This is a genomic window from Komagataeibacter europaeus LMG 18890, from assembly GCF_000285295.1.
In the GTDB taxonomy this organism is placed as follows: Bacteria; Pseudomonadota; Alphaproteobacteria; order Acetobacterales; family Acetobacteraceae; genus Komagataeibacter; species Komagataeibacter europaeus.
Genome location: NZ_CADP01000001.1, coordinates 59874 through 82119, shown reverse-complemented (window position 1 = coordinate 82119; position 22246 = coordinate 59874). Strand labels below are relative to the sequence as shown.

At 66.3% G+C, this 22246-nt stretch carries 20 protein-coding genes and 1 pseudogene (1 of these 21 running past the window's edge); 10 read left to right on the top strand and 11 right to left on the bottom strand.

Going from position 1 to position 22246, the window contains the following annotated elements; all coding sequences use genetic code 11:
* Positions 1-2: 2 nt before the first annotated feature.
* The 8 genes from GEU01_RS00440 to cysQ all read right to left on the bottom strand — a co-directional run bounded on the left by GEU01_RS00440 (position 3) and on the right by cysQ (position 10068).
* A complete protein-coding gene (locus GEU01_RS00440; protein WP_026018375.1) occupies positions 3-1415 on the bottom strand; it encodes a peptidylprolyl isomerase in 1413 nt (470 codons plus the stop codon).
* The gene (locus GEU01_RS00435) at positions 1408-3786 is read right to left on the bottom strand and encodes an LPS-assembly protein LptD (RefSeq protein WP_010506601.1); all 2379 of its coding nucleotides are present in this window, start codon (positions 3784-3786) and stop codon (positions 1408-1410) included. The genes GEU01_RS00440 and GEU01_RS00435 overlap by 8 nt, the downstream gene beginning before the upstream one ends.
* Before the next feature lie 20 nt (positions 3787-3806).
* Positions 3807-4922 carry an LPS export ABC transporter permease LptG gene (gene lptG / locus GEU01_RS00430; RefSeq protein WP_019084516.1) on the bottom strand — a complete coding sequence of 372 codons (1116 nt, stop codon included), beginning with the start codon at positions 4920-4922 and terminating at the stop codon, positions 3807-3809.
* Positions 4919-6085, bottom strand: a complete 1167-nt coding sequence (gene lptF / locus GEU01_RS00425) for an LPS export ABC transporter permease LptF (RefSeq protein ID WP_019084515.1) — start codon at positions 6083-6085, stop codon at positions 4919-4921. The genes lptG and lptF overlap by 4 nt, the downstream gene beginning before the upstream one ends.
* A gap of 100 nt (positions 6086-6185) precedes the next feature.
* Positions 6186-7643 carry an FAD-binding oxidoreductase gene (locus GEU01_RS00420; RefSeq protein ID WP_019084514.1) on the bottom strand — a complete coding sequence of 486 codons (1458 nt, stop codon included), beginning with the start codon at positions 7641-7643 and terminating at the stop codon, positions 6186-6188.
* The gene (locus GEU01_RS00415; RefSeq protein WP_019084513.1) at positions 7640-8260 is read right to left on the bottom strand and encodes a hypothetical protein; all 621 of its coding nucleotides are present in this window, start codon (positions 8258-8260) and stop codon (positions 7640-7642) included. The genes GEU01_RS00420 and GEU01_RS00415 overlap by 4 nt, the downstream gene beginning before the upstream one ends.
* 38 nt (positions 8261-8298) lie before the next feature.
* Positions 8299-9273 (bottom strand): L-threonylcarbamoyladenylate synthase, encoded by a 975-nt coding sequence (locus GEU01_RS00410; RefSeq protein ID WP_019084512.1) that lies wholly within the window; start codon positions 9271-9273, stop codon positions 8299-8301.
* Positions 9274-9282: 9 nt separating this feature from the next.
* The gene (gene cysQ, locus GEU01_RS00405; protein ID WP_019084511.1) at positions 9283-10068 is read right to left on the bottom strand and encodes a 3'(2'),5'-bisphosphate nucleotidase CysQ; all 786 of its coding nucleotides are present in this window, start codon (positions 10066-10068) and stop codon (positions 9283-9285) included.
* Positions 10069-10220: 152 nt separating this feature from the next.
* Here cysQ and GEU01_RS00395 point away from each other — a divergent pair, with 152 nt between their 5' ends.
* The 9 genes from GEU01_RS00395 (at position 10221) to GEU01_RS00355 (ending at position 19424) form a co-directional block, all read left to right on the top strand.
* Positions 10221-11687 carry a leucyl aminopeptidase gene (locus tag GEU01_RS00395; RefSeq protein WP_026018373.1) on the top strand — a complete coding sequence of 489 codons (1467 nt, stop codon included), beginning with the start codon at positions 10221-10223 and terminating at the stop codon, positions 11685-11687.
* Positions 11688-11729: 42 nt separating this feature from the next.
* Complete coding sequence (locus GEU01_RS00390) at positions 11730-12176, top strand: DNA polymerase III subunit chi (RefSeq protein WP_019084509.1); 447 nt, start codon at positions 11730-11732, stop codon at positions 12174-12176.
* A gap of 53 nt (positions 12177-12229) precedes the next feature.
* Positions 12230-13081 carry an aldo/keto reductase gene (locus GEU01_RS00385; protein WP_019084508.1) on the top strand — a complete coding sequence of 284 codons (852 nt, stop codon included), beginning with the start codon at positions 12230-12232 and terminating at the stop codon, positions 13079-13081.
* 124 nt (positions 13082-13205) lie between these two features.
* Positions 13206-14894 carry a hypothetical protein gene (locus GEU01_RS00380; protein WP_019084507.1) on the top strand — a complete coding sequence of 563 codons (1689 nt, stop codon included), beginning with the start codon at positions 13206-13208 and terminating at the stop codon, positions 14892-14894.
* 6 nt (positions 14895-14900) lie between these two features.
* Positions 14901-15869 (top strand): hypothetical protein, encoded by a 969-nt coding sequence (locus GEU01_RS00375; protein ID WP_010506581.1) that lies wholly within the window; start codon positions 14901-14903, stop codon positions 15867-15869.
* Between the two features lie 2 nt (positions 15870-15871).
* Positions 15872-16417 (top strand): hypothetical protein, encoded by a 546-nt coding sequence (locus GEU01_RS00370; protein WP_019084506.1) that lies wholly within the window; start codon positions 15872-15874, stop codon positions 16415-16417.
* Entirely contained in the window at positions 16414-17487 is a 1074-nt protein-coding gene (locus tag GEU01_RS00365) for a hypothetical protein (protein WP_019084505.1), read from the top strand. The genes GEU01_RS00370 and GEU01_RS00365 overlap by 4 nt, the downstream gene beginning before the upstream one ends.
* The gene (locus tag GEU01_RS00360) at positions 17487-18962 is read left to right on the top strand and encodes an NADH-quinone oxidoreductase subunit D-related protein (protein WP_019084504.1); all 1476 of its coding nucleotides are present in this window, start codon (positions 17487-17489) and stop codon (positions 18960-18962) included. Before GEU01_RS00365 ends, GEU01_RS00360 begins: the two co-directional genes overlap by 1 nt.
* Positions 18963-18968: 6 nt before the next feature.
* The gene (locus tag GEU01_RS00355; RefSeq protein WP_019084503.1) at positions 18969-19424 is read left to right on the top strand and encodes an NADH-quinone oxidoreductase subunit B family protein; all 456 of its coding nucleotides are present in this window, start codon (positions 18969-18971) and stop codon (positions 19422-19424) included.
* A gap of 133 nt (positions 19425-19557) precedes the next feature.
* Here the strand turns inward: GEU01_RS00355 and GEU01_RS00350 are convergent, their stop codons facing one another.
* The 3 genes from GEU01_RS00350 to GEU01_RS22155 are packed head-to-tail and all read right to left on the bottom strand — an operon-like array spanning position 19558 to position 21895.
* Complete coding sequence (locus tag GEU01_RS00350; protein ID WP_010506573.1) at positions 19558-20424, bottom strand: CDP-alcohol phosphatidyltransferase family protein; 867 nt, start codon at positions 20422-20424, stop codon at positions 19558-19560.
* Between the two features lie 6 nt (positions 20425-20430).
* On the bottom strand, positions 20431-21108 hold the full coding sequence (locus GEU01_RS00345) for a phosphatidylserine decarboxylase (RefSeq protein ID WP_010506572.1): 678 nt from the start codon (positions 21106-21108) through the stop codon (positions 20431-20433).
* Positions 21109-21142: 34 nt separating this feature from the next.
* Positions 21143-21895, bottom strand: coding sequence for a methyltransferase domain-containing protein (locus GEU01_RS22155; protein ID WP_019084501.1), 753 nt, complete (start codon positions 21893-21895; stop codon positions 21143-21145).
* A 98-nt stretch (positions 21896-21993) separates the two neighbouring features.
* Here GEU01_RS22155 and gloB point away from each other — a divergent pair.
* Positions 21994-22246: pseudogene (gene gloB, locus GEU01_RS22150) on the top strand (hydroxyacylglutathione hydrolase); it runs 481 nt beyond the window's last position.

The following is a 22246-nucleotide window of genomic DNA, read 5'->3' as shown; positions in this document are numbered from 1 at the left end:
GATCAGGTCTTGGAGCGCATGTCGATGATCGCGCGGCGCTGCAGGTCACGGTTCAGCTGCCGTGATGTCTGTTCCACGCGTTCGTTCATCAGGTGGTCGGCAATCTGGCTGGGGGTCTGGATGGCGATGTTGCGCTCATCACGGGTGCAGACCATCAGCACCAGGATGCCTTCGCTTGAAACCAGCGGCTTGCTGGTCTTGCCCGGGCCCAGTGGCTCAAGGATTTCGCGCATCTGGGGGTTGAGGTGGTTCAGCATGAGTTCGCCGGGATCGCTGGGGTGCTTTTCCCCCAGGTTCTTGTTCTCGGCTTCCATCTGGTCACAGTTCTTGGCTTCGTTGGCGAACGCCGTGGCGGTGTCCAGCGTCGCTTTCTGCTGGTCGGTCGGGTTTTCCGGATCCAGGGGCGCGTCGAAGGGGAAGAAAACCTGCCGGATGGTCAGGATGGTGGCCATCTGGTGGCCGACCGTCCGCCGTTCGGCAATGGTGGCGATGACATAGCCACCCGCGACGCGGATGGGGTTGGAAATGGCGCCATCAGGCATCTTGCGCGCCACGTCCACCACCTGCGGGTCCAGCCCGTCTTCCTGTGTCCAGCCCATCATGCCGCCATCCAGCGCGCTCTGCCCCTGCGAGAACTGGGCGGCGACAATGGGAAAGGGCGCGCCCGCACGCAGTTCCTGAATGATGGTTTCGGTGAATTTCAGTTCGTTTTCCGTATGGCGCGGATCTTCCACCGGTACGAAAATCTCGCTGATCATGTATTCCGGCTTGCCATCCTCACGCTTCAGCGCGGCCATGCGCTGCTCGATCTCGGATGCGGTAATGCGGCCATGTTCGGCCGTTTCCTGGCGCAGCACCTGCGACCAGCCGATCTGCACGCGGATCTGGTCAATCAGCGTGGTCAGCGAGACGCCATCTTCCGCCAGCTTGTTGCGCAGGGCGTTCTGGGGCATGCCGTTACGCTGTTCGATGCCGGCAATGGCGTCCCCGATCTGCTGGATCGGCACGTTGATATGGCGGTCGAGCATTTCCTGCATGCGCAGTTTTTCATCGATCAGCTGCCGCACGATCTGCGGGCGCAGCCGCTGCATCACGTCGTCGCTGACATCCAGCCCCGATGACAGGGCAAACAGCCGTCCGCGCGTATCGACATCGCGCTTGGTCAGGACCGCACCGTTCACGGTGGCGATGATGGCGTCCTGGTCTTCCGCCGCCTGCGCCTGCTGGGCAATGGCGCGGGCCGTGCGGGCGCTGGCAGCCTGTTCATGACCCACCAGCGCCACGCACGCCAGCAGGGTTGCCGCAAGGGTGCGGCCGCCCATGCGGCCCCGCCGCGATGCAGGGGAGGGGACAGCGCCACGGGAGGTGGGGAAGAATGACATCCAGCTCGGTCTTTCGCGCATCAGGTCAGCCATTGATACCAAATGTACCGATGGTTTTGAACGTAAGGGAGAACATTACGGTTGAATTGCTCTGTTGGCCACCAATCGTGGTGTACTGCTTGAGATACATGACATCCAGCCCGAAACAGTCATTCTGGTATCCCGCGTCGCCACCCACCGCGACGCTTTCCTTGCGTGACAGGCTGCGGCGCAGATAGGCGGCAATGTGCCAGTTGTCCCAGTTGGACGCCGCCCCCACCGTCAGTTCGCTGACGGGCTTGTAATAGATGTCGGGCGCCGCCGTGGTGTAGGGACGCTGGGCATAATAATAATAGGGCGTGACCGGTTCGAACAGATAGCCGCCCGTGACACGGAAATGGCTGAAGCCCGCGCTGCCCAGCGCATCAGCGAAGTCAACCTTGCCGCCATAGGGGTCAAGGCGCATCTTGCCGTCAAAATCAAAGAACTGGTTGGGTACGATATGCGTGCCCATCACCACGTCCGACAGGTGGTGGTTCAGGCCGGAATAGGGCAGGCGGTTGTGGTCGATATGTTCCTGGAAGCTTTCACCGATCAGCACATCGATCTGGTGGCCGTTCCATGTCCAGTTGTTATGCAGCCCGACATTGGCGCGCAGGCCGCCATCCAGCCGGTCCGTGCCGGCATAGCGGTTGAGCGAGAACAGCGTGGAATCCGTGAATTCATACGACAGGCTGTCTTCGTTGGGAATGTTGCGCGACGTGCTGTTGCCCGTGTTGGGCGCGGCCAGGAACTGTACGATGGGTTCGAGGATCTGGGTGCCGGTATTGTGGTTGAAGCTGCGCAGGAAGGGCCAGTTCATCTTCAGGCCGACGGTGGGCAGCACCTGTCCTTCCACCTGTGCGCGGGTGGTGCGGGCGTAGTTGGGCTGCTGGTTCAGTTCGGTCGCGCGGTGGATGGCCGATTCAACATGCAGGGTCAGGTCCCATATTTGTCCCAGCGAATTGTGGAACGGCCGATCCCAGTTGAGCGAAAGCTGCCCGCGCTGGTCCGATGTCCCGTTTTCACGATAGACGTAGAAATCCGTTGTATCGAGGCTGAACCGCCCACCCAGCGAATCCGGCTGGCCAAAATAGCTGTAGGTGTAGCGCGGCAGCACCCACGGCAGGTCCTGGTTGTGGATGACGCCCTGGTTCATGCCCTGGTAGCCTTCGGCATCAAGGCGGGAATACGATCCCGTGCCGAACCCTTCCAGGTAGACGTTGGAATTGAGCGTGTCCTGCCCGTATCCGCTGACACGGTAGTCACGCATGAAATTGGGCGAACTGGCCCAGCGTATGTTCGCCCCGGCCCGCCACGTCTTGTTTATCGAAATCTGGCCATTGGCGAAGATATAGCCCTGTACGCCATGGTTTCCCGAACTGTCCACCTCCTGCCCGAAGGTGTTGACGTAGTCGGTGTCATGATGGGTATCGTACGCGATGCCACCGGTCAGGTTCAGCCGCGCATTGCTGAAATAGCGCCGGTAGTTTGCCGTAAGCTCCGGCCCGGTACGGGTGGAAAACAGGCCCTGCAGCGTTACGTCAGACTGCCGGTCGATGACCCAGTAATAGGGAATGGTGACATACGTGCCCAGGTAACGGTCATGTGGCGTGAAACCGGGGGTCAGGAAGCCGCTCTGCCGCCGGACCGACGGGTCGGTCATGGAGAAGGCGGGCAGGTAGAAAATCGGCACCCCGAAGAAGTCCACGAATGCATCACGGAATTCCAGCCGCTTGTGCTGCATGTCATGCGTGGCGTCATAGGCGCGCAACTGCCAGAACGGCGCGCGTTCGGGGTGGCGGGCGCATATCTCGCACGCCGTATAGACCACGCGCGTCAGGTCGTTGACCTTGGCGCCGGTGCGGCGCATGCCGTTCGCGGCCATGCGCGCATTATCCTGCATGCGGACATACAGACGGGTCATGATGCCGTCACGCATGCCGTTGCTCAGTTCGGCATATTCGGTAAACAGCACCGTGCCGTCTGGTTCCACCATGGCCACGTTGCCCCGGGCGGAGGCTATGCCGGTGTTGCGGTCATACACCACCTTGTCGGCGCGCATGATCTGGTCATTCTGCCACAGCTGCACGTTTCCGGTCCATGTCGCGATGCCGTTGCGGCTGTCATAGGCGACATGGTCGGCCTGGAACGTCATCGGGTCGGTATTGGAAACCGTGCCTGAAAAGGTGACGGGCGCCTGCGGCTGACTTTTCGGGGCGTGGATGGGCCTGCTGCGCCTGGGGCCGTCGGGTGGCGTATCCGCCTGGGCTGTCCCGGGGAGCAGCGCGCACATCATCCCCCCCAGCATGGTGGCCGAAAGCAGCAACCCGCGCGGGAACTGCCGCAGGACGGCAGAAAGCCGTGGCGATGACGGCGCGCGCATGAGGGGAGCAGGACGGTCCATTAACCGTCCTCTAGATGAAGAAGTAGCGTGACCGCAAGACAAAGCCCGGCCCCGGTGGGGGCCCACGCGGCAAGAAGGGGCGGCAATGTGCCCGTTTCACCAAACTGGGCGGCGATCTTGGACAGCGCGAACAGCGCGAAACCGGCCGCGACCCCGAAGCTGATCATGCGTATGACCCCGCCACGCCGCGTGGGCCGCATGGAAAAACCGGCCGCCACCAGCGCCATGGTGCCCGACAGCACCGGCAGCGTCAGCAGGGTCTGGAAATGCAGCCGGTGGCGGATGGTGGAAAAGCCCGAGCGTTTCAGCTGCTGGATGAAGCCCGGCAGCGCCCAGACAGACAATGTATCGGGGGAGGCGAAACTTTCCTCCACCCCTGCCAGCGTCAGGTCGGCATGAAGCGTCATTTCACCCATGTCGACGGGCAGTTCATCGGGGCGCAGCTGCCGCGCCCCTTCCAGCACCCAACGCTCCTTGCCCAGATAGCCGCGGTCGGCCTCGATGCGGGTCAGCAGGTTGTCATCGGGACCAAGCCGGAAAATGGTGATGCCGCGGATATGCAGCACGCTTCCCGTCAGCCTGACATGGCGTGCGTGAATGATGTCCACCCCATGGTCCACCAGCCCGTTATCCCCCTGTCGCAGCCACAGCGTGCCCCCGCTCAGGTTAAGCGACTTGCCATTGTTGTCACGCAGGAACTGGCGGTCCAGCATTTCCGCCCGCCGGTACATGACCGATGAAAGCGGGGAGATGCAGGTGGTGGCCAACGTCCCGATCAGCACGGCGCAGGTGACCGGCCCCGCCAGGAACTGCCATGCCGAAATGCCCGCCGCCCGCGCCACCACCAGTTCCGATGAACGCGCCAGCCGCCAGAAACATATGATCCCGCCCAGCAGGATGCCAAAGGGCAGGATTTCAAGACAGGCGAAGGGGATGTGCAGGAAGGCGATCTCACTGACCAGCGAGGTCGGCACGTTGGGACGGGTGGAAACCCGGCGCAGCAGGTCGATGAAGTCGAACATGGTGATCAGCCCGGTCAGGAAGGCGATCACCGACACCGTGGCATAGGTGAACTGCCGGGCGATGTACAGCGACAGCGTGAAGGCAGGCTTCATGGGCGCGTGCCGCCCGCGATCGCCCGGGCTTCACGGTCGGCGCGCAGTTCGGGCCAGAACAGGATGCCCGCGCAGATCACGCCCGGCCCGATCGTGCACACCCACATGAGTGGCATGAGCTGCAGGTTGCGCGATGCAAGGTTCTGCACCAGCAGCGTCAACGCCTGCACCGCAACCACGGCCAGTATGGCCAGCACCGGACGCATGATGCTGGCCTGCCGGGAATAGCTGCCGCCCATCGCCCCCACCAGCCCGATCATGGCAAAGGAAAAGGCGCAGAAGGGGGTGCTCAGCCTGCGCCATGCCTCGATGAACATCTTGCTTTCATCCCGGCGCGAATACAGCCGCATGTCCGGGTGGAGCAGTTGCGAGATCGGCAGTTCATTGGCGTCGGGCAGGCGCGTATGCGCGGTATGCGGGCTGGACAGGTCGATCGTGTTGCGGGTGAAGGTCAGCACGTTCAGCCGCCCGGTACGGCTGTCGATTTCCTGCCGCGATCCGTTGAACAGCACCACGCGTGGCTGGTCGTTGATGATGACCAGGTTGCCTTCTTCCGCCAGTATGGTGGCCTCGGCACCGGGGGTGCGGTCGTCTTCCACCATGATGCCGTGCAGCGTGCCGTCCTTGTCGCGTGCGCGGATATACACGGTCATGTTGTCCGATACCTGCGTGAACACCCCGTCCTGCACCAGGAAGGCGGCCATGCGGTTGCGGATCTGGAATTCGTACTGGCGGAAGGCATGGTAAGAAACCGGCACGATCCAGACATTCAGCACCAGGCACGTCGCTGTCGCGATGGCGGCGCAGGCCAGTCCGGGACGCGCCATCATGGCAGGTGACAGCCCGGCCGCCTGCATGACCGTCAGTTCCCGGTCGGTGCCAAGGCGCTGGTAGATGAACTGCACCACCACGAACGTGGTGATGGGCAGGATGACCGCGATGAAAGACGGGATCAGCAGGCTGGTCAGTTCCAGAAAGACGCGCAGCGACAGCCCGCGCCCCACCACCAGCGACACGAAGTGCAGGGACTGGGTCAGCCAGATCAGCGTCACAAGCGCGCCCGTCGTCGCCACCAGCGCCAGCAGAAGCTGGCGCAGCATGTAGCTGTCCAGAATCGACAGGCGCGGCGCAAGGCGGTCGGGAACGGGGCGGACGGCAGGCATGCCCCTGTCTAACCCTGTTCCCGCCGGTGCAAAAGGGGTGATCCCTTCATGCATTGGGGTTGGCCCCAGCCTTCAGTCTGCCGTGCGGAGGGTGACGGCCTCATGTCCCCGGCGTGACGGGCGGCAGGACCTTGCCGGGGTTCATGAGGTTTTTCGGATCCAGGGCGGCCTTGATGTGGCGCATGGCCGCCAGTTCCGCCCCGCCGCGCCATGACGGCATCATGTAGGGCTTGAGCTGCCCCACCCCGTGTTCGGCCGAGAACGAACCATCCAGTTCCTTAACGATCGCCGCCACCGTATCCATGATGTCATGGCTGCGGGCCAGGAACGCGTCGGGCGCCATGCCTTCGGGCTGGACCAGGTTGAAGTGGATGTTGCCATCGCCCATGTGGCCGAACGGGGCGGGACGGATGCCAGGTATCAGCTTTTCGCACGCCACGGTCGCGCGCGTGATCAGTTCGGGCACATGGGTCACGGGCACCGATACGTCGTTCTTGACGCTTGCACCCGCGCGGCGCTGGGCTTCGGCGTGTTCCTCACGCAGTTTCCACAATCCGGTGCGCTGGCCCTCGCTTTCGGCAATGACGGCGTCGGTGATGATGCCTTCCTCCAGCGCATCGCCCAGCACGTCCTCGGCATATTCGCGCAGGTCGGCGTCGGGACGGGGGGTGGCCAGTTCCAGCAGCACGTAGGCAGGGGCCCGTTCCCCCAGCGGCAGGGTCGTGCCGGGGATCAGGTCGATCACCATGTCCATGCCGGTGCCGGACATGAACTCGAACGCCTGCAGCAGCGCTGGGTCGCGCGCGCGCAGCAGCCCCAGCAGTTTCAGCGCCGCCTGCGCGTCATCCACCGCGCACAGGGCGGCCTCGATCGCGCGTGGTTGTGGGTGCAACTGCAGGATGGCCGTGGTGATGAACCCCAGCGTGCCTTCGGACCCGATCAGCAACTGGCGCAGGGCATAGCCCGTATTGTCCTTGCGCAGGCGGCGCAGGCCATGGAACACCCCGCCATCGGGCATGACTGCTTCCAGCCCCAGCACCAGTTCACGCGCATTGCCGTAACGCAGGGTGTTGTTGCCACCCGCGTTGGTGGCCAGCACGCCGCCAATCTGCGCCGATCCTTCGGACGAGATGGACAGCGGCAGCATGAACCCGGCTTCCCTTGCCGCATCCTGCGCCGCCTTCAGCGTGACGCCCGCCTCGATTTCCATGGTCAGGTCATTGGGGTCGATGTTGCGGATACGGTTCATGCGCGACAGGCAGATGACGACTTCACGCCCGCTGCCATCGGGGGTGGCGCCGCCCACCATGCTGGTGTTGCCACCCTGCGGCACCATGGGCACGTCATGTTCGTTACAGAACTGCACAAGCCGTGACAGTTCTTCCGTACTGGCGGGCCGCAGCACCGCCAGCGCGCGGCCGTGGTACAGGTTACGCCAGTCGGTGCAGTAGGATGCGGTATCGGTTTCGCCCGTAATCACGCCCACGGGTCCCAGCATGTCGGTAAAACGGGCAATCAGGTCCTGCCGTGCCGGTGTGGTGGGGGGGGAGACGGTCATGACGGCATGTTTCCTGCAAGAAGGGGATGGGCGGACGGCATGAGCCAGGCCTGCCCATGATGATGGACGGGTGGGTAGGTGGCGCTGGCCTGCGCGGGGCTGCCGGACATGAACAGGTGCCACGTTTCGGTCAGGGCGAAGCCGGTCAGGGCCCCCACCGCCGCCGCCACCAGCAGGCCCGAACGGCGCGGGGGGGGACGGTACTGCACGGCGGACGACAGGGCGGCCTGCGTTTCGGCACGGGCCTGCCGCGTCTGGTTCAGTTCGAACTGCAGCGCCTCATTATTCACCTTCAGGTCGCGTATTTCGGTATCCAGCCGACGGATGCTTTCCGTCAGCTGGGAAATGCGCTGGTGCGACTCCTGAATCTCCTTCGCGGCCGCCGCACTGGCCTTCGTGGCGCGGGGCGCGCGGGGCTTTGGCGGCGCCTTTTTGGGGGGATTGGGGGCGATGGCGGCAAACAGGTTTTTCAGCGCGCCGCCCGTCACCTGGTTCTTTTTCGCCCGCGTGCGGATTGCAGCCAGCGCGTTTTCCGACTGGCCAGCATGCTCTTCCAGTACGAGTGCAAGGATATCCGAAAGGATTTTCAGTTCCTTGGGGTCGATTGTGTCGCTCATTTCAGGGGCACCGGGATCGGATCATGCGGTTGAAACTATTATGCTCGCGGGCTGGCCGCACGGATCAGGCGGTCACGGATCGCACGGCCCAGCCCATGTTCGGGCACATGCTGCACGGCAATCCTGACCAGTCCCCGGCGGTGCCCCTCCATATCAAGAAACCGCAGCCCCGCGAAGAGGCGTGCTGCCGCTTCATGCAAATCACCCGTGGCGCTCAGGTTCCATGCCAGCCCGCTGCCGGGCAGGGGGGGGCCGAATGCCAGCAGGGCCTCGTCGGGTTCCACCGCCGTCGCCTCCAGCCGCACCGGCAGGCCGGGCGCGTAATGCGATGAAAGCTGGCCGGGGGCGCTGGGACGGACATCATTGCCGCGGGCGGGCAGGGCCAGCGTCATGCCGCATGCATCCTCCAGCGCCTCCAGCGTGATGCCGCCGGGGCGCAGCAGGACAGGGGCGTCGCCACCCAGGCCGATGATCGTGCTTTCCACGCCCACGCGGCAGGGGCCGCAGTCAAGGACCGCGTCAATGCGGCCATCCAGTCCCGCCAGCACATGTTGCGCGTCGGACGGGCTGACCCGCCCCGACGGGTTGGCCGAGGGCGCCACGACGGGAAACCCGCATGCCGCCAGCAGCGCCTGCGTCGCGTCCCCCGCCGGGACCCGCACGGCGGCGGTGGGCAGCCCCGCGGTGGCGATGGGGGAAATGCCGCAATGCGCCGCGCGCGGCAGCACCATCGTCAGGGGGCCGGGCCAGAACCGTTCGGCCAGCCTGCGCGCCAGCAGCGTGGCCGCGACCTGCGCGAAAGCGGCGTCCGCACTGGCGAAATGGCTGATCAGCGGGTTGATGCCCGGTCGTCCCTTGGCGGCATAGATGGCGGCGACGGCGGTATTATTGCCCGCATCCGCCCCAAGGCCGTAGACCGTTTCCGTCCCGAAGGCGACCAGCCCGCCCGCGCGCAGGATCGCTGCGGCGGTGGCGATCCCCTGCGGGTCGTTATGCAGCAGGCGTGTGTGCATGGCCCCGGGTCAGGCCGCGCCGCGACACAGGAAATGCGGGTTGCGGAAGCCTGCCTTGCCATAGCCCAGCACCTTGCCATCGGGCGTGGTGATGGAACCGCCGGCGGCCTCGACAACGGCCTGCGGGGCGGCGGTGTCCCATTCCATGGTCGTGCCGAGGCGGGGATACAGATCGGCCACCCCTTCGGCCACGCGGATGAACTTGGCCGCCGAGCCGATATTGCCCAGATGGGCTATGGTATGCCCGCCCAGGAATTCCTTCAGGCGCGGGTCATCGGCATAATGGCGCGACGCTAGCACGGTCAGCCCCTCGGCTGGTGGCTTGCGGACATGGATGGCCTGCGTGCCACTGGCGTCGATGCGGAAGGCCCCGCGCCCGGCGCCCGCGCCATATAGCTGGTGGTAGGCCGGCAGGGCCACGGCGCCCAGCACCGGGCGGCCATCGCGCACAAGGCCGATATTGACGGTGAAGTCATCGCGCCCGGCGGCGAATTCCCGCGTGCCATCCAGCGGGTCCACCAGCCAGAACTCCCGCCCGGTATCGGTCATGATGCCAGCGGCGACTTCTTCCTCCGCCACGACGGGAATGGCGGGGGCATGGGCGCGCAGCCCCGCAAGGATATGTTTTTCCGCCGCGTGATCGGCCTCGGTCACAGGGGAACTGTCGGTCTTGACCTTGGTCGCAAACCCGCGTGCGCGGATGGCGCGGATCAGTTCGGCGGCCTCATCGGCAAGGCGCAGGGACAGATCCAGAAGGAATCCGTCCTCATATGCTGGCATGGATGGCGTATTCATGCTGTTCGCATTAGCTTACTCATGGCGCGCCGTCATGCCCTTATCGGTGCCGATGGCCCCGGACAGGGTTGTATCGGTCCGGGGCGCGGCGTGCTGGCACGGGAATTTATCCTGCCTGCCCAACACCTTCGTAGCGGAGCACCGTGATCCATATGCTCGATATCGCCTTTTCCGATGCAAGCCTGCCCACCAGCGGCACCATTGCCATCCTTGCCGCCCCCGGCGCGCCCGCGGGGGCCTTCGCTGCGCTGGACGCGGCGGTGGGTGGCGCGCTGACCCGTGCGGCAAAGGCCGCAAAATTCGGTTTCGACGCCGCGAAGACCTGCGTCGTGCTTGCCCCCGGCGCTGGTTATGACCGCGTGGTCCTGGTGGGGCTGGGCAAGGTGGATGCGCTGGATGCCACCGTGGCCGAACAGGCAGGTGTCGCGGCCGCGCGCGGCCTGTCCGATGCGGGAACGGCCGGCGTGGTGGTGGCGGATACGGTGGCCCCCGACCTGGCCGCCCATGTGGCGCTGGGCGTCGTGCTGGGCAGCTACCGTTTCGATTCGTACCGTACCCAGCCGCGCAAGGGCGATGCAGGACCGCTGACGGACGTGAGCGTGGCCTGTGCCGATCCCGCACATGCGCGCACGGCATGGCAGCCGCTTTCGGCGGTGGCGCGCGGTGTCTGCCTGTGCCGCGACCTTGTATCCGAACCCGCGAACATGCTGCGCCCGCCGGAATTCGAACAGCGCATCCTCGCCCTGCGTGACCTTGGGGTGGAGGTCGAGGTGCTGGACCGCGACGCCATGCACAAGCTGGGCTTCGGCGCGCTGCTGGGTGTGGCGCAGGGCAGTGACGCGCCGCCGCGCACGGTCATCATGCGCTGGAATGGTGGTGCGCAGGGCGATGCCCCGGTGGCCTTCGTTGGCAAGGGCGTGACCTTTGATTCGGGCGGCATCTCGATCAAGCCCGCCGCCGGCATGGACGAAATGAAGACCGACATGGCCGGTGCCGCCGCCGTGGTCGGCACCATGGCGGCGCTGGCGGGCCGCAAGGCGAAGGTGAACGCCGTCGGTGTCGTGGGGCTGGTGGAAAACATGCTGTCGGGCAATGCGCAGCGTCCGGGCGACGTGGTGCGCACGGCTGCAGGCCAGACGGTGGAGGTGCTGAACACCGATGCCGAAGGCCGTCTCGTGCTGGCTGACGTGCTGTGGTACACGCAGGACCGCTTCAGGCCGCGTTTCATGGTCAACCTCGCGACCCTGACCGGGGCGATCGTTGTCAGCCTGGGCATCGAGCGCGCGGGCCTGTTCTCCAACAATGACGCACTGGCGGGCCATCTGTCGGCCACGGGGGAACAGACGGGCGAGAAGCTGTGGCGCATGCCCATGGACGCAGCCTACCTTGAACTGCTGCGGTCGGACATCGCCGACCTCAAGAACATCGGTGGCCGTCCCGGCGGGTCGATCACGGCGGCCAAGTTCCTTGAATGCTTCGTGAACGATGTGCCGTGGGCGCATCTGGACATCGCAGGCACGGCGTTTACATCCAAGCCGACATCGCACGCGCCCCGGGGGGCGACCGGCTTTGGCGTGCGCCTGCTCGATCGCATGGTCGGCATGTATTACGAAGGGTAATGCCTGCCCCGCGCGGCAGGCCGGATCGGAACAGGGAACTCCATGGCGCAGATCGGCTTCTATCACCTGACGCGTTCACCGGCGCTGGCGGTCCTGCCCGCGCTGCTGGGCCGCACGCTGGCGGCGGGCAAGCGGGCCGTGGTCCGCTGCGCGACAGCGCAGCGGGTGCAGGAACTGGATGACGGGCTGTGGCGGGCGACCGACCCGCTATGGCTTCCCCATGGCACGCAGGCCATGGGGCATGGGCAGTGGCAGCCGATCTGGCTGACGGAAGGCGGGGACGTGCCCAATGGCGCCACTTTCGCCTTCCTGCTGGACGGGGTGGAAGTCCCCGACCTTTCCCCTTTCGAACGGGTGTTCGACCTGTTTGATGGTCATGATGAAGCCGCCGTCACGGCTGCGCGCAAACGCTGGGTGGCATGGCGCGAAGGCAGCCATGAACTGAGCTATTGGCAACAGCAGCCCAAGGGCTGGGCGCGTCGTAAATAGTTCCCCTGTCCGCCATGGCAGGGGGATGGCATGGACGAAAGGCAGGTTGCGTAATGAAGACGGTTACTTTCCCCAATGGTACAACGGTGCCCGCGCTGGGCATGGGCACATGGAACATGGGGGACAGCGACAGCCGCCGCGCGGATGAAATCAAAAGCATCCATGCGGGTCTCGACGCGGGTATCCGCGTGGTGGACACGGCGGAAATGTATGGCTCCGGCCGTTCCGAAAAACTGGTGGGTGAGGCAATACGCGGGCGGCGCGACGACGTGTTCCTTGTCAGCAAGGTCGTTCCCTCCAACGCATCGCGCGATGGCGTGCGCAAGGCATGTGCCGCGTCACTGAAGCGTCTGGGCACCGACCATCTTGACCTCTACCTGCTGCACTGGCCCGGCAGCGTGCCGCTGGCGGAAACGCTGGCCGGATTCGATGACCTGATTGACGCAGGCATGATCCGTAGCTGGGGTGTGTCCAACTTCGACGCCGATGGTATGCGTGAAGTCGAAAGCACACCGGCCAGCACGCCCTGTGCCGCCAATCAGGTGCTGTACAGCCTTGATTACCGTGGCGTGGAATTCGACCTGCTGCAGCGTGACCGGGACGCGGGCATCGTGACAATGGCCTATTCCCCGCTGGGGCAGGGGGGCGACCTGCTGCGCGCGCCTGTGCTGAAACGTATCGCGCAGCGGCATACGACGTCCCTCGGGCCGGCCTCCACGGCGCAGATCGCGCTGGCATGGGTGCTGCGGCAGGAAAACGTGCTGGCCATTCCCAAGGCGGGCAGCCCGCGCCACCAGCACGAAAACCTTGCCGCGACCGAGATCACCTTGACGCGCGATGATCTGGCGGAGATTGATGAAGCCATAGCGCCGCCGCGCCGCAAGGAGCCGCTGGCCATGATCTGACCCGCCCGGCCTGCCGGGCGCATGCCGGAGGGCCGTCATCATTCCTGTCATCCTTGTCGTAACCGTATTGCTGGTGGGGGCGGCAGGGATCCTGCCGGTCTGCTGGCCACGGTCGGCTGCGGGAATGGTGCCCGTCCTGCGCGGCGGGTGGCTGGCCATGGGCGTCATGGCCGTCCTGTCCTGCCTTGGGGTCGCGTTGCCCGGCGGGGGGGCGCCATGGGCCGGTTTTTCAAATGATACGCATGATATCGCCCTGCTGGTGCCGCTGGGTATCGTGGGGTTTGCGGCATCCCGTGGTCGCGACCTTGCGGCCTGTGCCGGCGCGGCCCTTGCGGTGATTGGTGGGCCGGTCCTGTCCTGCATCGGGGCGGGATGGGTGCTGATCGCGCGCGTCCCGCATGACGATATGCCACGCATGGACGTGCGACAGGCGCCTGACCTGATTGCCCTGCTGCTCATGGTGGCGGTGCTGGTGTTTCCGGCCCATGCGGGCTGGCTGCTGCCCGGACTGTGCTGGCTGGCCACGCGTGGGCTGCTGGGCCTTTCCTTTTCCCCGCGCGTGTCGCCGCGCGGGCTGCGTTCCTTCCATATGGCCGATATCGCCGCGATGGTCGCCGCCATGGCGCTGTGGGGGCGCCTGCCTGCCGGTGGCATGGTGGCGGACATGCGCTGGGGTGGCGTGCTGATCGTGGCGGGCTGCCTGCTGTACATGACGGCGTCGTGGCGGGCGCTGTGCGCGGGCGACGGGCGCAGGGTCATGACGGGACTGCTGGGGGGCACGGGTGCGCTGGTGATCGTGCTGGCCGGGCTGGGCCTGCTGGCCCGCGCCGATGACCTGCCCGCCATGGCCACATGCGCCAGCCGCACGTTCATGCTGGTTGTGGGCACGCTGCTGACATGGATGTTCATGGCGCGTGCCATGGATGCGATGGAGCGCGAGGCCGGTGCCCTCGTGCTGTGTCGCCTGGGGGGGCTGGGCGTGCTGATGCCGCGCCTGTCGGCCCTGTTTTCCATCGGGCTTCTGGCGGAAAGCGGGCTGCCGCCCCTGCTGGGCTTTTCCATTATCTGGATGCTGCTGCACCTGCTGGCGGCCATGCCGCGTGGTGGTGGGCTGGGGGCGGACCTGCCGCTGCTGCTGGCGCTTCTGGCGTTGGGGGTGGGGTGGGCGGTGCGTATGCTTGCACTCGTGCGCATTGTCGCGGTCATGCTGTGTGGCAGGCCGCGCACCCCGCGCGGTGCCGGGGCGTCCGATCCGTCGGGGTGGGAAATGGCGACGTTGCTGCTGGCGGTGCTGCCGGTGCTGTGTGCCTCCATCTGGCCGGGATACTGGCTCGGGCTGGTGGCGGGCCATGGGCCGGGTGGCATGACGTGGCCGCTGGTGGACAATGTCGCACTGGCCTCGCCCGATGGCGCGGCGTTGCTGCATCCTGCGCGGCTGTGCCTGCTGGTGGCCCTGGTGGGGGGCGTGGTCGTGGTGTTGCGGCGCATGGCCTGTCCCACGCCCGCCCGTCAGGTCGCGGGCTGGCGGCAGGGCGCGCCCCCCGTCCCGCCGTGGATGGTGTTTGGCGACCCGCTGACGCAGGTGGGGCCGGGCAATCCCGCGCGCATGCTGCTGGACATGGTGGTGATGCCCGCGATGCGCCGGCGGTGCCTGCGTGATTACGTGCGCCTGCGGCGGCGGATGGGTCGGTCATGGCCGCTGCTGGCGCGATACGTGGATGACCTGCGGCCGGGTGGCGTCATGGCATCCGCGCCGGTGGTGATGGCCATGGCGTGCATGGCGGCGCTGATATTCATCGCGTGGCATGGGTAAGGCCGCATGATGACGTCATTTTCCATTGCTGCGCGGATGCAGGCGCTTCTGCTGGCTGGCTGTCACATGGCACTGGTCATGGTGACGGTACCCGTATGGATCGGGCTGCTGCGCTGGATGGCCGCGGTGATGGAGGGCGAACGCCGCCTGCCGGACCCGACCGCGCACTGGCGCACCCTGCTGCATGCATGGCGGCAGGTGGGCGTGCGTTCGGCGGCTGGCGCGCAGGTGACGGCGGTTGCCCCCTGGCTGGCGTTGGCCGCGGGCATGGTGGCGGTATTGCTGGTGCCATCCTTTTCCATTGGCATGCCCGGTGGCGACCTGTCGGATGTGCTGGTTATCGGCGGATTGCTGGAAATGGCCTTCCTCGCGCTGGTGGTGGCCGCCCTTGCGCCGGGCCTGGCGCGGCCGGGCCATGTGGGGCTGCGGGTCGTGGCCGGGGGGATCATGATCCAGCCGGTCATGCTGCTGGCCTGCGCCGTGCTGGGCATGTGCCTGCCCGATGGCACGCTGGCGGGACTGGTGCGGCAGGCGCATGTGGCGGACATGAACCTTGTGCGCGTGCCGCTGGCGCTGGTGGCCGGTGCGCTGGTCGTCGCGGGGGTCGGGGAAGGGGACGGCACGACATCACGGCTGTCCTCGGCCATGCTGGAGGATCTTGCCGGTCCCGACCGTGCCGTGGCCCAGTACGCGCGTGACCTGCTGGCGGTGGTGTGGATGATGCTGGCGCGTGACCTGATCTGGCCCGAAGGCATTGTGGAACCCGATATCCTGCCGCGTGCGTGGGTGCTGGTGCCCATGCTGGCTGCGGTCGCGCTGTGGGCGGTGCATATGCTGCTGGCATGCGGATGTGTCGCGGCGATACGGGTTTTCATGGTGTCGGGGCAGCGGCATGCGGGCTGGCGGGCGGGGCTGGCGCTGCTGTGCGCCGTCATGGCCGGGGTGCTGCTGTTTGCCGGACGGGGGATGGGCTGACCATGCTGGTGCTGCTGTTTGGCGTTCTGGTCATTCTTTCGCTTTCAACGTCGGGGGGACGGGGTGGCGGCCCGGTCTGGCATGGCGCGTGCATGGCTGCATGCGTGTGCCTGTCGCGCTGGACCCAGGGGCAGGTCGGGCCGGCATGTGTCATGGCGGTGGGGCTGGCGGGACTACTGGGGGTGCTGGGCGCGCAGATGCTGCATATCCCCGCGGCGGGGCGGGAACGCAGCGGCCTGCGCCTTGCAGGCGGGCTGGCCTGTATCGCGGTGCTGGCGCAGGCCGTCATGCAGGGACCACAGGTGGACATGACGGCGCGCCTTATGGGCATGACGGGGCTTTCCGCCATCCTGTGCGGCGTGTGGGGGGCGTGTATCGCCCGCGGGCCGGTCGCATTGTGCGCGGGGCTGGCCTGCGGGCTGGATGGCGTCATGCTGCTGGCGGCGCGGGCGGACAGCATGCTGGTCATGGCGGAGGTGATTATGGCGGCGATCGGCCTGAACATCCTGCTGGCCACGCATCCCCGGTCGCATGGCGGGGCGGCATGATGGCGCCGTCGCTTTACGCCAGCCTGCTGGGCGGCTGGATGGTGCTGGCCCTGACCGCCGTGCTGGTGACGGGCGGGGCGCTGGCGTTGCGTGGCCTGCTGGCTGTGCTGCTGCTGGTCCTGTGTGGCATGGGCAGCGGCCCCTCCCCCGATATGGCGCGGATCCTGACGGGATGTGGCCCCGCGCTGGCATTGTGCGTGTGGGTTTTCGGGCCGCGCCGCGGCGATGGGGTCACCCCGCGTGAAAGGGAGGTGCTGCCCTTTTTCCTGTCCGGCATTGCCGTCCTTGCCAACGCGTTCGGCCGGTGTGACCTGCTTGGGGCCTTTCTGGGTTGCGGACTGGTGGCGCGGCTTGGACTGGCGATCGGGCCGCGCGGGCTGGAGCGGGACGGGTGGCAGGCGCTGCGCATGGGGCTGGGTGGCCTGCTTGTGGCGCAGGGTGGCCTGTTCATGCTGCAGGCGGGTTGGGGGCACGTGCAGGATCAGGCCGGGGCGATCCTGCTGGTGGGCGGACTGCTGCTGGCCTGTGGCGTTCCGGGTCGTGCGGGGTTGGTTGCGCCGGGCTGGAACATGGAAATACTGGCCGTCCTGCCGGTTCTGGCGCAGGCGGCCCGTACCTGGCCGGTCCTGTTGCCTGCGCTGACCTTCATGGGGTGCGTGTGCCTGGCATGGGCGGTCCTGTCGCGGCAGGGACGATCCTTTCCGGCGGGGTACTGGGCTGGCTGGGCCGTGCTGGCTGCGGGGCTGCCGGGTGGTGCCATGGGGGGGCTGCCACTTGCCGCCTGCCTGCTGGTCATGGCCTGTATCACGCCATGGGGTGGCCGGCTGTCGGGATCCATGTTGTGGCCGCCCTCCCTGCCCGGCATGGCGGTCGTGTTGGTACTGGTGGGGGAAATGGGGGAAATTCCCCCCGTGGCACTGCTGGCTGGCGCCAGCCTGTGGCCAGTCATGGCGGCACGCATGGGGGCAGGGCATGACAGGTCAGAATGGGGGCAGGCGTCGCTGTTGCTGGCCATCGGGTGCATGGTGCTTGCCTGTGCTGCATATTACCAGATGGGAAACGGGTGGTGATGACGCAGGTGGCTGACCTGATCCGCAGCGGCACGCCTGCCGCCTGTCCCGGGCGTTTCGTGCTGGATGAACAGGGGTGGCGTGACATGGCGGCGGCCCTGTCCCATTCCGCCCTGCCGCTTCTTGGCCTGTGGTCGGACGGGGGGCAGGTGCATGCCCTGTTCATGGAGGGAACGCGTCCGCTGATGGCGAGTGTCGCGGTCACGGACGGGCGCTACCTTGCCCTGTCCCCGGCGCGGGCCGGGGCCAGTGCGTCTGAACGCATCATGCAGGATCTGTGGGGGATCGAGGCCATGGGGGCGACAGCCAGCGCCCCGTGGCTGGACCAGGGACGATGGCCGGTGACATGGCCCCTGCGTGACCGCCCCCCGCCAGCCCCTGCGCCGCCCGAGGGCGTGGAATTCATCGATGATGCAACCATCGTGCAGGCCGGTGGCACCGTGCTGGGCCATGGCCCGGCGGAGGGGGATTTCAACGCGCCCTTTCACCTGCGTCTAGGCGTGCCTGGGGAGCGGATCATGCAGGTGCACTCCCGCATGGGCTACGCCCATCGTGGCCTGTGCGCGCGCATGCGGGGGGCGACCGTGGCGCAGGCCGCACGACTGGTGGCCCGGATTGATGCAACGGCCACGGTTGCCCACCAGCAGGCCTTTGCCGACGCGCTGGCGGTGATGGAAGGCAATGGCGCCGGAGGCATGCACGATGCGGCCCTGTTCGTGGGGGAACTCGGGCGCATCATGGCCCATCTGGATACGCTGGCCGTTGCCGCCGAGCTGCTGGCAGACCGGCGTTTCGTCATTCTTGCGGCAACCCTGCTGGAACGGGTGCGGCAGGCCTGTCGGGATATGTGCGGCAGTCGCCTGCTGTTTGACGTGCTGCCGCCCGCGGGCGGGAATGAACGGGTAATGTCCCTTCCCGCTGAACTGCTGGCGGAACTGCGCGCGGGCTGCACGGCGCTGCGGCGCCTGTTCTGGCGGCCGCGTGGCATGGCGATGCAGGCGCGGGGGCGGGGTATCCTGCGGGCGGACGTGGCTGGTCACTGGGGGATCGCCGGATGCGTGGGACGGGCCGGTGGTGTTGAATCCGATCCCGGACCCTACGGATCGCGCCCGCCCGCAGTATGGCCGGATGGCTCCCGCGCAATGGCGGGCGATGTGACCGCCCGGCTTGCGCTGCGGCTGCATGAGGTCGAAACGGCGGTGGAAATCCTGTCCACGCTGGATGCGGTCGCCCTTACGGCACCACCCGTGGGTGAATATGGATCAGGCGAAGGGATTGGCTGTGCCGAAGGACCGGCCGGGCCGGTCTGGCACTGGCTACGTGTTGAAAATGGCCGGGTGGCCGCGTGGTGGTGTGGCGATCCGGCCCTGCTGCTGTTTCAGGCGCTGCCACAGGTGTTATCCGGCGCGATGTATGAGGATGTGCCACTGATCCTTGCCTCCCTCGGCCTGTCGGCGGCATCGGCCGACCTGTAGGAAGGAATGATGGCGTATCTCAACCTGTTCTGGCCCGAAGGCACGGTGCTGCCCCGCATGTTGCCGCTGGACATCTTCCATATGGAAACCGGTGGCTGCACCGGCTGTGCGCTGGAACTGCGCAGCCTGTCGCGCGCATTGGTGGAAGGGCATTCCGATATCCGTTTCGTGTCCACGCCGCGACAGGCCGGCCTGCTGCTGGTGACCGGCAGCCTGACGGTGGAAATGGCCCCGGTCGTGGAACTGGCGTGGCAGGCCATGCCCGGTACGCGGCTGCTGGCCGCTGTTGGGGATTGCGCGGTGGACGGGGGCGTGTTCACGCCCAGTTATGCGGTGCTGGGCGGGGTGGAGGGTCGTGCGCGGGCCAGCCTGCTGCTGCCGGGATGCCCGCCGTCGCCCGCGGAAATACTTGACGCCCTGATCCGCTGGCGCATGCAGGGTGAAGACGAACTGTCCGCATGAAATAAAAGAGGACGAAAGTTTTCGGGTGCCGACTCTTTTTTCAAAAAGGCGGCGTTCCCTGAAGCTTTTTTAAAAAGCTTCACCAGACACGCTTATCGGTCTGCTGGCTGCTCCGGGAACGGGGGGCGGGCGATCAGGCCGAAGGCGAGGCCAGGGGCTGATCGTCGTTTTCCTGCAGGGCCTCGGCCTCGCGGCGCAGACGGTGGAAGCTCCGCCTGCTCATGGGCAGCAGCAGGATGTAGATGATCCCGGCGGCTGCAAGCGCGCCCCACGGTTCGGCCACCAGAACGGCGGCATAGGCCCCCGTGCCCAGCATGGTGGGCAGGATCATGGGGGACGGGACCTTGAAGTTCTTGAATGACCAGACCGGCAGGGTCGAGACCAGCAGGAAGGCCGTGCCGCTGAGTGTCAGCGCGGGCAGGAGCGGGTCGCGCGTCAGTTCATACAGCCAGTCACAATGCAGGTGCTGCGCCTCCAGCCCCAGGAAGAGCGGGAACAACGCCAGCCCCGCGCCCGCGGGGGCCGGGACGCCGGTAAAGAAGTTGCTGGCGTATTTGGGCTGGTTGGCGTCGTCATCGAGGCTGGCGTTGAACCGCGCCAGACGCAGCGCCATGCAGACCGTGAACATGATGCACGGGATGTAGCCAAAACGGCCACCTTCATGCAGTGCCCACAGGTACAGCACGAAAGCAGGGGCCACGCCAAAGCACAGGAAATCCGACAGGCTGTCGAATTCCGCCCCGAAACGACTCGTGCCGCGCAGCAGGCGCGCAATGCGGCCATCCAGCCCGTCAATGCAGGCGGCGATCAGCAGCGCGGTGGCGGCGCTGCCAAAGCGTCCCTCCAGCCCGAATCGCATGCCCGTCAGGCCCGCGCACAGGCCCAGCATGGTCATCAGGTTGGGGATCATCCGGTTGAACGACAGGCCCCGGACGCGGGGGCGCTGGCGTTTTTTCAGGCGTCGTATACGGCGTACCGGTGTGGTGGGAGGGGTGGCCATGCCGGATTAAAGCCGTGCCATCACGGTTTCGCCACCAATCATGGTCTGTCCGACTTCAACCAGTGGTGTGACATCGGGCGGCAGGTACAGGTCGGTGCGCGAGCCAAAGCGGATCAGGCCGAAACGTTCACCGGTTTCGTACTGCATGCCTTCCTCGGCATCACACAGGATGCGGCGCGCGATCAGTCCCGCGATCTGGACCACGGCAACCTGCCTGCCATCCTTCAGCGTCACGCGCAGCGCGTTGCGTTCGTTCAGTTCGGACGCCTTGTCCAGGCTGGCGTTCAGGAACTGCCCGGCATGGTAGGCGATCCGTGTCACGGTGCCCGCGACCGGCATGCGGTTCACATGCACGTCCAGAACCGACAGGAACGTCGCAACCCGCCACACCGGGGCGTCGCCCATGTCCAGTTCCGGCGGGGGGGCCACTTTTTCGATCGACACGATGTGCCCGTCGGCCGGGGCGACCGCCAGGTTCGGTTCAGCCGGCGTGACGCGCTCTGGGTCACGGAAGAAATACAGGCAGAAGCCAAAGAACAGGCCACTGGCCGTGCCAAGCCACCGGGTCACCCGGAACGGCAGCAGCCGACCGATGATGGCCCCGGCCCCCGACGCGAGGAGAAAAGGGCGCGCGGCCGGGTGCGGCGGGGCGATGACGAGCTTGAGGGATTGAATCAGCGACATGGGATAATGTTCATGGAGATTTCAGTAAAATTGGTCAAGTATTCTGCATGTCGCGCGGTTGCCGCCGTGGCGTGGTATTTCGTGAAAAAACCCGTGCCTGCCGCAGGCGCAGCCCCGTCGGCACCAGTGTCGCGGGGCGCGCGGGCACGGCGGCGTATATGTCCTTGACCGCTTCGATCATGCACACCCCGCCCAGCCGGGGAAACAGGTTGCGTCCCGTCCATTCAACCATGCGGACCGGACCTGCGGGGCATGGCCCGGCGGGCGGGACATACAGCGCGTCTTCATGGCGCTGCGCCTGGAAACAGGCATTGGCCAGCCAGCGCGTGATCTGCCGGCGTGAAAATGGCGTGCCCTGCCCGAAGGGGGAATTGTCGGTATGCGCCCACAGCCCCGCCCGGTTGGGCACGATCAGCAGCAGTCGCCCGTCATCCTTCAGGATTTTCCATACCTGCCGCAGCAGGCTGTTCTTGTCCTCGCTGACCTCCAGCGCATGGATCATCACGATACGGTCGAATTTCAGGTCATCGAATGGCAGATGCGTGCCGGTTACGATACAGTCCCGCCCATGCCATGGCAGCGCATCGCGCGTGACGTGCGTGTCCAGCCGCGCCGACATGCACGGCCTGTCGGGCCGGTCCCACAGCGGCAGGAAGGGCAGCGCGTAACCAAGGCCAAGCGTGTGGCCCTGCGTGCCTTCGGGCCAGAAGGCGGCCATGCGCTGGCACAGCAGGCGGGCGGCCGCCTGACCCCGGCGGGTGGCATAGAAACTTGCGGCGGTGTGCATGTTCGCTGGCATTGGTACACACTAGCACACCCCGCCGCCCGGGCCATCACGTCATGCCGGGCATTCAGGCCAAGCAACCAAAGTGCTGGAGGACAGCCATGACGCAGAAGTTGGACATAAAGGCGATTCCCATCCTGTCGGACAATTATGCCTGGTTCGTGCATGATGGCGTAACGGGGGCGGCCGCCATGGTTGACCCGGCGCAGGAAGCGCCCCTGACTGCCGCCATCGACGCGGCGGGGGGCGGGTTGGACCTGATTTTCCTGACCCATCACCATGCCGACCATATCGCGGCGGCTGACGCCCTGCGCCAGCGTTATGGCGCGCGGATCGTGGGACCGGCAGCGGAGG